Source organism: Mycobacterium sp. NPDC050551, assembly GCF_040674075.1.
In the GTDB taxonomy this organism is placed as follows: Bacteria; Actinomycetota; Actinomycetes; order Mycobacteriales; family Mycobacteriaceae; genus Mycobacterium.
The window spans coordinates 1-10,384 of record NZ_JBFARC010000009.1; the positions used below are offsets into that span (position 1 = coordinate 1).

2 protein-coding genes are annotated in these 10,384 nt (G+C 67.5%); both read left to right on the forward strand.

The genetic code is table 11. From position 1 onward, the window contains the following. The first annotated feature begins 712 nt into the window (after positions 1-712). Entirely contained in the window at positions 713-931 is a 219-nt protein-coding gene (locus AB0K11_RS27730; protein WP_364984851.1) for an MbtH family protein, read from the forward strand. A gap of 41 nt (positions 932-972) precedes the next feature. Then, the coding region (locus AB0K11_RS27735; RefSeq protein WP_364984853.1) for an amino acid adenylation domain-containing protein at positions 973-10,384 on the forward strand (9,412 nt) is incomplete at its 3' end.

The following is a 10,384-nucleotide window of genomic DNA, read 5'->3' on the forward strand; positions in this document are numbered from 1 at the left end:
CGCCATCAACACCACCCTGAACCGCAACCTCCCCCTGGCCACCATCATCAACGCACCCACCATCAACACCCTCACCCAACACCTCTGAACACCCGACAACCATTCAGCTAACTCGCATCGACGAGGGCGTAGCCGACGGTGGTTGCCCGTACGGTCAGGGGCGCCGGATGCGAGGGTGTGGTGGTGCCAGACCGGAGCGGTATGAGGGAGCGGCGACCCGTCAACAACGGTGCCCGATGGTGCACAACGGCGCGTTCGGCCGGACGCGGCGGTGCCCGAGCATGCCCTTTGACGATGTTGCCGTCGCCGCAATCGATCGCGGCGTCGCGACGCCCGACTTCGACACCGACGAGTGAATTCAGCTATTGGGCTTCGCGCGCAATCGCTCGTCAAGTGCAGCTAGTTACTCGATCCAGCAGGATTCCAGCTATCTTGCGTTCGGCCGTCGGCCCCGAGAACAAATTTGCTGGCGCAAGTGCGCGATGACGGGTCCTCGGGACCGTCCGGTTGGCGTGGCGTCTTGTTGCGTTGTGCGAAAACGTCTCTGACGAGGGCACACTGCGTTTCATTCGAATCTGGGCGAGGTAATCTCTGCGATGTGGATGAGCTGTGGCGGCGTCTAAGACTTCGTCTAAACTTCTGCTGACCTTGCTGGGCTCCAGTAGCATTTGGAACGATTCCACAGAGTCGAGCAAACGGTATGGAGGGTCTAGTGAGCGTGAATCCGTTCGACGACGAGAATGGCACCTTTTTGGTGTTGACCAACGATGAGGAGCAGCACAGCCTGTGGCCCTCCTTCGCCGATGTGCCGGCGGGATGGCGGGTGGTTTTCGGCGAGGCCGACCGGGCGGCGTGTCTGGACTACATCGAGCAGAACTGGCCGGACATCCGGCCGAAGAGTCTGCGTGACCGACTGGCGGACCGCGCCTGACAGGCGTTCACCAGGGCGGGGGTCTTAGTGGGGAAGGTTGAATGGATTCATCGGAGCACGCGCTTCCGCTGACGCGTGGGCAACTCGACATCTGGCTGGCGCAAGAGGCGGATGAGTCAAGCGCTGACTGGCAGCTCGGCTTGTTCGTGCGTATCGAGGGCGCCGTCGACCAGGGTGCTCTCGAGTGGGCGATCCGGCGCGTCGTTCGCGAGGTCGAGCCGGGCCGGGCTGTCTTCGACGAGGTGGACGGCGAAGTCGTGCAGCGGGTGGTCGATGACCCGGACTTCGAGCTCGAGTACTTCGATCTGACCGACGCGGTCGACGGCGTACAGCAGGCGCGTGAGCTGGCGGAGTCCATCAGGCGCGCACCGATGTCGTTGTCCGGTCCGCTGTTCCGATTCGCGCTGTTCGAGACGCAGCCGGACGAGTACGAACTGTTCGCGTGCTGCCATCACATCGTCATCGACGGATTCGCACTCGGACTCGCGGGTCAGCGGATTGCCTCGGTGTACTCCGCCGCGGTTTCCGGCGAGCCGATTCCCACCGCGCTGTTCGGCTCCCTGCAGACGCTGATCGACAGTGAAACCGCCTATGAGACCTCTGACTCGTATCGCGAGGACGAGGCCTACTGGGTGCAGAACCTGCCCGGAGAGAACGGGCCGGATCCCCGACTGCCCGAAACCGGTAGCGGCGGTGATCGTTCCACGGCGTCCGTGCCGACTCGAGTGGACCCCGCCCTGATCTCCCGCGTGCGAGCGATGTCGGATGCGTGGAACGTGCCGCTGTCGTCGCTGGTCACCGCGGCGTGTGCGCTGCTGGTGCGCGGATGGTGCGCCAGCCAGTCCGAGGTCGTTCTGGACTTTCCGGTCAACCGGCGCGTCGACCCGGAGTTGAGGACTCTGCCCGGGATGGTCGCCGGGATCGTCCCCCTGGTGCTGCAGGTTCCTGCGGCTTCGTCGGTCGAGGACTTCTGTCGCTACGTCGACGGTCGGATCCGCGACAACGTGCGCCATCAGCGGTTCCCGGTGCATGCGCTTGAACGCAAGGCCCATTCGCGTAATCCGGGCGAGACGGTCAGTCGGGTGGGTGTGAACTTCCTGCCTTCGTCGTTCTCGTTGTCCTTCGGTGGCGCCAAGGCGACGGCGTCGTACACGAACACCGGCCCCCTCGGTAGCTTCGGACTGATCTTCTCCACCGCGGGCGAGGACCTCCTCTTCAGCACATCGGGTGGTGGACAACCATTCTCGAATTTCAGCGACTCCGACCTGCTGGACCGGCTACAGCAGGTACTGGCGACGATGGTCGCCGAGCCGGAGCGAGTGTTGGCGTCAGTGGAACTGCTGGACGCGCACGAACACGCGCGCCTGGACGCGTGGTCCAACCGGGCGGTGCTACCGCAGCCCACGGCCGCCACGGCGCCGATTCCTGCGTTGTTCTCCGAACAGGCCGCGCGGCATCAGGATGCGGCGGCGCTGACGTTCGAGGGCCGCACGATGACCTATCGCGAACTCGACGAAGCGTCGAATCGGATGGCTCACGTCCTGGCCGGACAGGGCGCCGGTGCCGGAACACTCGTGGCGTTGCTGTCGCCGCGGTCGGCCGATGCGATCGTGGCCATCCTGGCGGTGCTGAAGACCGGGGCGGCGTATCTCCCGATGGATCCCGCAGCCCCGGACGCACGCATCCAGTTCATGCTCAGCGACGCCGGCCCCGTCGCGGCGGTGACCACCGCCGAGTTGCGTTCCCGCCTGGACGGTTTGGACCTCCCGGTCATCGAGCTGGGCGACGAACGCATCGAGTCCGCGTCGACGGCGGCGCTGCCGACTCCTGCGGCCGACGACCTCGCCTACATCATCTACACCTCGGGTACGACCGGTGTGCCCAAGGGCGTGGCGATCACCCACCGCAACGTCACCGAACTGATGCGGTCACTGGAAGCCGGCATGCAGATGTCGCAGCAGGTGTGGTCACAGTGGCATTCACTGGCTTTCGACGTCTCGGTCTGTGAGATGTGGGGGGCGCTGCTGTTCGGCGGGCGGCTGGTCGTGGTGTCCGAGGCGGTGGCGAAGTCACCGGAAGACTTCCACGCCCTGCTGGTCGACCAGCGGGTCACGGTGCTGAGTCAGACTCCGTCGGCGTTCTACGCGCTGCAGACCGCGGATACTCTGCAGCCCGAGCGGGGCCGACAGCTGAGCCTGGAGGCGGTGATCTTCGCCGGGGAAGCCCTGGAGCCGCAACGACTTCGACCGTGGCTCAAGAACCATCCCGCGGGATCGCCGCGCCTGCTCAATCTGTACGGGACGACCGAGACGACGGTGCACGCGTCCTTCCGGGAGATCGTCGCCGCTGACACCGAGCACAGCCTGAGCCCGGTTGGCGGCCCTTTGGTGCACCTGGCGTTCTTCGTGCTCGACGGCTGGATGAGGCCGGTCCCCGCTGGTGTCGTCGGCGATCTGTACGTGGCCGGGACGAGTGCGGGCCTCGGCTATGTGGGCCGAGCGGGGTTGACCGCGTCGAGGTTCGTGGCCTGCCCGTATGGCGCGCCCGGAATGAGGATGTACCGCACCGGCGACGTCGTTGCCTGGAGTGCCGACGGAGAGTTGCAGTTCCTGGGCCGCGCCGACGAGCAGGTCAAGATCCGCGGATACCGCATCGAACTCGGCGAGGTCGGCGCAGCGCTGGCCGCCGTCGACGGTGTGCAGCAAGCGGTGGTCTTGGCCCGCGAAGACCGCCCGGGCGACAAGCGGCTGGTCGGATATGTCACCGGGACAGTGGATCCGGCCAATGCCCGTGCGGTGATGGCGGAGCGGCTACCTGCCTACATGGTGCCGACGGCCGTTGTGGTGCTGGCGGCGTTCCCCTTGACGGTCAACGGCAAACTGGACAAGCGTGCGCTGCCCGCACCGGAGTACCAGGACGCCGAGCGGTTCCGCGCTCCGACGAATGCGGTCGAGGAGATCCTCGCCGGAATCTATTCTCAGGTACTGGGATTGGAACGGGTCGGGGTGGACGACTCGTTCTTCGAGCTCGGTGGCGACAGCATCTCCTCGATGCAGGTGGTGGCGCGCGCGCGAGCGGCCGGGGTGCTGTGCCGGCCGCGTGATGTGTTCGTGGAACAGACCGTTGCGCGGTTGGCCGGGGTTGCCGGAGTAGCGGCTGACGGAAACGGTGCCGTGGCCGACGAAGGGGTCGGGCCCGTTGCGCTGACTCCGATCATGGCGTGGCTCCGCGACGTCGACGGACCGGTGGATCAGTTCAACCAGACGATGGTGCTACAGGCGCCGGCGGAGGTCGGCGAGGCCGACGTTCTCGCTGTGCTGCGGGCGCTTCTCGATCGGCATGGGATGCTCCGGTTGCGCGCCGACGGCTGGGCACTTCAGGTTCCCGCGCCGGGCACGGTCGAGGCGTCGGAGTGCCTGCAGTCGGTCGAAGCGCTCACCGACGAGGTGGTGGCGGCGGCGCGGATGCGGCTGGACCCAGCCGCGGGAATGATGCTGCGCGCGGTGTGGTCGAGTTCCACCGCACAGCTGATGCTGATCGTCCACCACCTCGCCGTTGACGGTGTGTCGTGGCGAGTTCTGCTGGAGGACATGAACATCGCCTGGGCGCAGCGCCAGAGCGGGCAGCCGGTCGAACTGCCTGCCGGCGGCACATCGTTCGGCCGGTGGTCGGCTGTGCTCGCCGAGCTGGCCCACGACCCTGCGGTGGTGGCCCATGCCGAGGCCTGGCGGCGAGTGACGGCGATCCCGGCAGCCCTGCCGGCCCCGCACCCTGAGCGGGACACGTTCGCCACGGCGGGGCGGACGTCGGTGGAGTTGGATGCCGAGACCACCCGGATGCTGCTCGGTGAGGTTCCCGCGGCGTTCCACGCCGGGATCCAGGACATCCTGTTGACTGCCTACGGTTTGGCGTGGGCGGAGTTCTTCGGCGCCGGCGCGAGCATGATCGGTGTCGACGTCGAAGGGCACGGCCGCGACGAGGAACTGGCCGACGGGCTCGACCTGTCGCGCACGGTGGGCTGGTTCACCACCAGATACCCGGTCGCGCTGTCGAGTGGGTTGTCGTGGTCGGACGTGGTCGAGGGTGCGCCTGCGCTCGACGGCGTGGTCAAACGTTCGAAGGAGCAGCTGCGGGCCCTGCCCGACGGGATGACCTACGGACTGCTGCGCCACCTCAATCCCGGCGTCGAGCTCGACGGCGCGGATCCGGTGATCGGATTCAACTACCTCGGTCGGCTCGGCGGGCGAGACCTACCCGACAACCTCTGGCGCATCGATCCCGACGCGGTGGAACTGACTGCCTCGGCGAGCGCGGTGCCGACCCCGCTGATGCACACGGTCGACCTCGATGCCGCAACTGTCGACACCGAGACCGGCCCGCGGTTGCGGGCTCAGTGGACCTGGGCCGCAACGGTTCTCGACGCGAGCGAGATCGAGCGGCTGTCCCGGCTGTTCTTCGAGGCGCTGACCGGCATCTGCGCATCGGTGCGTCGGGGTGCCGGCGGATTGACGCCGTCGGACATCCTTCCGGCCCGGTTGAGCCAGTCCGACCTCGATGAGGTCGTCACGCGGTTCGACGTGGCCGACATCCTGCCGCTGAGTCCGCTGCAGCAGGGACTCCTGTTCCACGCGACCGCGCTGGGTGACGGCGCCGACGAACTGTACGCGTTGCAGCTCGATCTCACGCTCGAGGGCGACCTCGACGGCGGCCGGCTGCGCGAAGCGGTGACCGCCGTGGTGCACCGTCACCCTCACCTGGTCGCCCAATTCTGCCAGCGGTACGACGAGCCGGTGCAGATCATCCCGGCACAGCCCGAGATCAGCTGGCGCGACGTCACATTCGACAGCGACGAACAGGTCGATCGGTTGTGCCGCGCCGAGAGGGCGGCGGTCTGCTCACTCGAAGACGGTCCGGCACTGCGGGCCGCGCTGATCGACATGGCTCCCGGCCGGCATCGTTTCGTGCTGACGATGCACCACATCGTGATCGACGGGTGGTCGCTGCCCCTGTTGGTGCAGGAGATCTTCGCCGGCTACTACGGGCACCGGTTGCCCACGGCAGCACCGTATCGCCGGTTCCTGTCCTGGCTGGCGGGGCGTGACCTCGACGCGGCGCGCGCCGCGTGGGCGAAGCTGCTCACCGGAGTGGACACCCCGACGTTGGTCGGCCAGCCGGGCCGAACGGTGTCGGGCCCGCGTGCGGTGACATCGGTCGAGGTGTCCGAGCAACTCACCGACGCGTTGAGCGGGCTGGCGCGTTCCCGCCAGACGACCGTGAACACCGTGTTGCACACCGCGTGGGCGATGCTGGTGGCGTCTCTGACCGGCCAGCGCGATGTGGTGTTCGGCACCACGGTGTCGGGGCGTCCCGACGACGTGGCCGGAGCCGAGTCGATGATCGGGCTGCTGATCAACACCGTGCCGGTCCGGGCCCGAATCGATGTGACGACGACTGTCGGCGAGCTGATCGCCGCGCTCCAGCAGGATCACAACGCAACGCTGGAGCACCAGCACCTGGCCCTGCAGGAGGTGCACCGGCTCACCGGTCACGATCAGTTGTTCGACACGATGTTCGTCTACGAGAACTATCCGTTGGACGCCAGTGCCGGGCTGGGTGCCGACGGGTTGGTCGTCACCGATGTCGCCAATCGTGAGTACAACCACTATCCGCTTGCGGTGCAGGCTATTCCGGGCCGAACCCTGCGTCTGCGCGTCGAGTACGACACCGATGTCTTCTCTGCGGCAGGTATCGATCTCCTGATCGCACACCACGACCGCATCATGACCGCGATGGCGTCCGATCCCGATCTGCGGGTGTCGTCGATCGACGTGCTCGAGGCCTCCGAGCGTGCCCAGCTCGACACGCTGGGCAACCGTGCCGTCCTGACCGACGGGGCATCACCGCGCGTGACGATCCCGGCATTGTTCGATGCCCAGGTGGGGCGCGCGCCGGAGACGGTGGCGGTGAGCTTCGAGACCCGCTCGGTGACGTATCGGGAACTCGACGAGGCGTCGAACCGCCTGGCGCACTTCCTGGTCGAGCGCGGTGCCGGTCAGGGTGAGCGGGTCGCTCTGCTGATCGATCGGTCTGCCGACTCCGTGGTGGCGATGCTTGCGGTGCTCAAGACCGGAGCGGCGTACGTGCCGATCGACCCGGCGCATCCCGATGCACGCGTGCAGTTCGTCCTCGGCGATGCCGCGCCGGTGGCGGCCGTCACCACCGCCGAGCTGGCCGAGCGGCTCGACGGGTTCGCGGGCGTCGTCGTCGACGTCGAGGATCCGGCCATCGGCGGACTTCCGCACACCTCGCTGCGGGCGCCGGAACCGGATGACATCGCGTATCTCATCTACACGTCGGGCACCACGGGGACGCCGAAGGGCGTCGCCGTGACCCATCACAACGTCACCCAGCTGGTGCAGGTCCTCGACGGGTATCTGCCGACATCGGGGGTGTGGACGCAGTTCCACTCCTACAGCTTCGACACCTCGGTGTGGGAGACCTGGGGTGCGCTACTGCACGGTGGGCGGCTTGTCGTGGTGCCCGACGCGATAGCGCGCTCGCCCATGGACTTTCAAGCGCTGTTGGTCGACGAGCAGGTCAGTGTGCTGACCCAGACGCCGTCCGCCGTGGGAGCATTGTCGCCCGAAGGCGTGGGCTCGGCGTCCCTCGTGGTGGCCGGTGAAGCCTGCCCACCCGAGGTGGTGGATCGGTGGGCCCCCGGCCGGGCGATGCTCAACGCCTACGGTCCGACCGAGACCACGATGGTCGTCATGATCAGCGCGCCGCTCGCCGCCGGCTCGGGCTCGCCGCCGATCGGCGCGCCCGTCTCGACGGCCGCGCTGTTCGTGCTCGACGACTTCATGCGGCCGGTGCCCCGCGGGGTCGTCGGCGAGTTGTACGTCGCCGGCCACGGGGTGGCCGTCGGCTACGTGGGCCGGCCGGGGCTGACCGGATCACGTTTCGTGGCATGCCCGTTCGGATCAGCGGGCACGCGCATGTACCGCACCGGTGACCTCGTTCGCTGGGGGGACGACGGACAGCTGCAGTACCTCGGTCGCGCTGACGAGCAGGTCAAGATCCGTGGCTACCGGATCGAGCTCGGCGAGATCCAAGCCGCGTTGGCGGACTTGGACGGAGTCGACCAGGCCGCGGTGATCGCACGGGAGGAACGTCCCGGCGACAAGCGGCTGGTCGGCTACGTGACCGGCGATCTCGACGTGGGCAAGGCCCGAACGCTGCTGGCGAACCGGTTGCCGTCCTACATGGTTCCTGCGGCGGTGGTGCTGATCGAGGCATTGCCCTTGACGGTCAACGGCAAGCTCGACACCCGGGCGCTCCCTGCCCCCGAATACCGCGACACCGATCTCTACCGCGCGCCCACCAATGCCGTCGAGGAGGTCCTGGCAGGGATCTACGCCCAGGTGCTCGGCGTCGGCCCGGTCGGAGTTGACGACTCGTTCTTCGACCTCGGCGGGGATTCACTGTCGGCGATGCGCGTCATCGCGGCGGTGAACAAGGCGTTGGATGTCGGCCTGCCCGTGCGGGTGCTGTTCGAGGCGCCGACGGTGGCGGATCTGGCGACCCGCGTCGGAACCGCCGATCGCGGGGTGGAGCCGTTGACCGCGGTGGCGGAACGACCGGCGGTGGTGCCGTTGTCGTTCGCGCAGAACCGCCTGTGGTTCCTCGATCAGCTGCACGGGCCCTCACCGGTCTACAACATGGCGGTCGCGTTGCAACTGAGCGGACCACTCGACGTCGAGGCGCTCCGCACGGCGTTCGTCGATGTGGTGAGGCGGCACGAGTCGTTGCGAACGGTGTTCTCCACCGTCGACGGGGTGCCGCGCCAAGAGGTGCGGGCGGCCGACGGGGTCGAGGTGGGCTGGCAGGTGGTGGATGCCGCCGGTTGGTCGGCGCCACAGTTCGACCGCGCCGTCGAGTCGGCTGTCGGGCATTCATTCGACCTGAGCCGTGAGATTCCGGTACGGGCAACACTTTTGCGCGTCGGTTCGGACGAGCACGTGCTCATCGGTGTGGTGCACCACATCGCGGCCGACGGTGTGTCGATCGGGCCGCTGGTGGTTGATCTGAGTCGGGCGTACGGCGCACGCAGTGTCGGGCACGCCCCTGTGTGGGCGCCGTTGACGGTGCAGTACGTTGACTACACCCTGTGGCAGCGTGCGCAATTGGGTGACCTCGACGACGCTGAGAGCCGGATTTCCGAGCAGGTGGCCTACTGGCAGGGTGCGCTCGCGGACCTCCCCGAGCGGCTGCAGTTGCCCACGGATCGGCCGTACCCCGCGGTGGCCGACCAACGCGGTGCGACGCTCAGGGTCGAGTGGCCTGCGGAATTGCAGCAGCGGATGCACGCGGTCGCCGCCGCCCATGAAGCGACGGGCTTCATGGTGATGCAGGCCGCCCTCGCGGTGCTGCTGGGCAAGCTGTCGGCGAGTTCCGATGTCGCCGTGGGATTCCCGATCGCCGGCCGCAATGACCCGGCACTGGATGAGTTGATCGGTTTCTTCGTCAACACGTTGGTGCTCCGCGTCGACCTGAGTGGCGACCCGACGGTGGCCGATGTACTGGGCCAGGTGCGGAGCCGCAGTCTGGCCGCCTACGACCATCAGGACGTGCCGTTCGAGGTGCTGGTGGAGCGGCTCAATCCGGTCCGGTCGCGGGCGCACCATCCGTTGGTCCAGGTGATGTTGGCGTGGCAGAACGGGTTCGGGCAGGACGACGACCTGACGGGGTTGGCACTCGGCGACGTACAGGTCACCCGGATGCCCATCGACACCCACACCGCCCGGATGGATCTGACGTTCTCGATCGCCGAGCGGTTCACCGAGGCGGGTCAGCCGGCGGGGCTCGCGGGCGAGGTCGAGTTCCGTACCGATGTGTTCGACGCTGCGACGGTCGAGTCCATGATCGCTCGGCTGGAACGCGTTCTGATGGCGATGGTCGCGGATCCGGCGGTGCCGGTGTCGTCGATCGACGTGCTGGACGCCGCCGAGCGGACGTGGCTGGATGCGGTCGGGAACCGTGCGGTGTTGGGTGGGTCGGTTGGTGTGGGGTCGACGGTTCCGGAGTTGTTCGGGGCGCAGGTGGTGCGTCGTCCGTTGGCGCCGGCGTTGACGTTCGAGGGTCGTTCGGTGTCGTATCGGGAGTTGGACGAGGCGTCGAATCGGTTGGCGCATTTGTTGATCGGTCAGGGTGCGGGTCCGGGTCGGTGTGTGGCGGTGATGTTCCCGCGGTCGGCGCAGGCGATCGTGGCGATTCTTGCGGTGCTCAAGTCGGGGTCGGCGTATGTGCCGGTGGATCCGGCGGTGCCTGATGCCCGGGTCAGGTTCGTGTTGGGTGATGCTGCGCCGGTGGCGGTGGTGACGACTGCGGATCTGGCGGATCGGTTCGCTGGTCATGAGGTGGTGGTGCTCACTGCCGATGACGCGCGGATCGCTG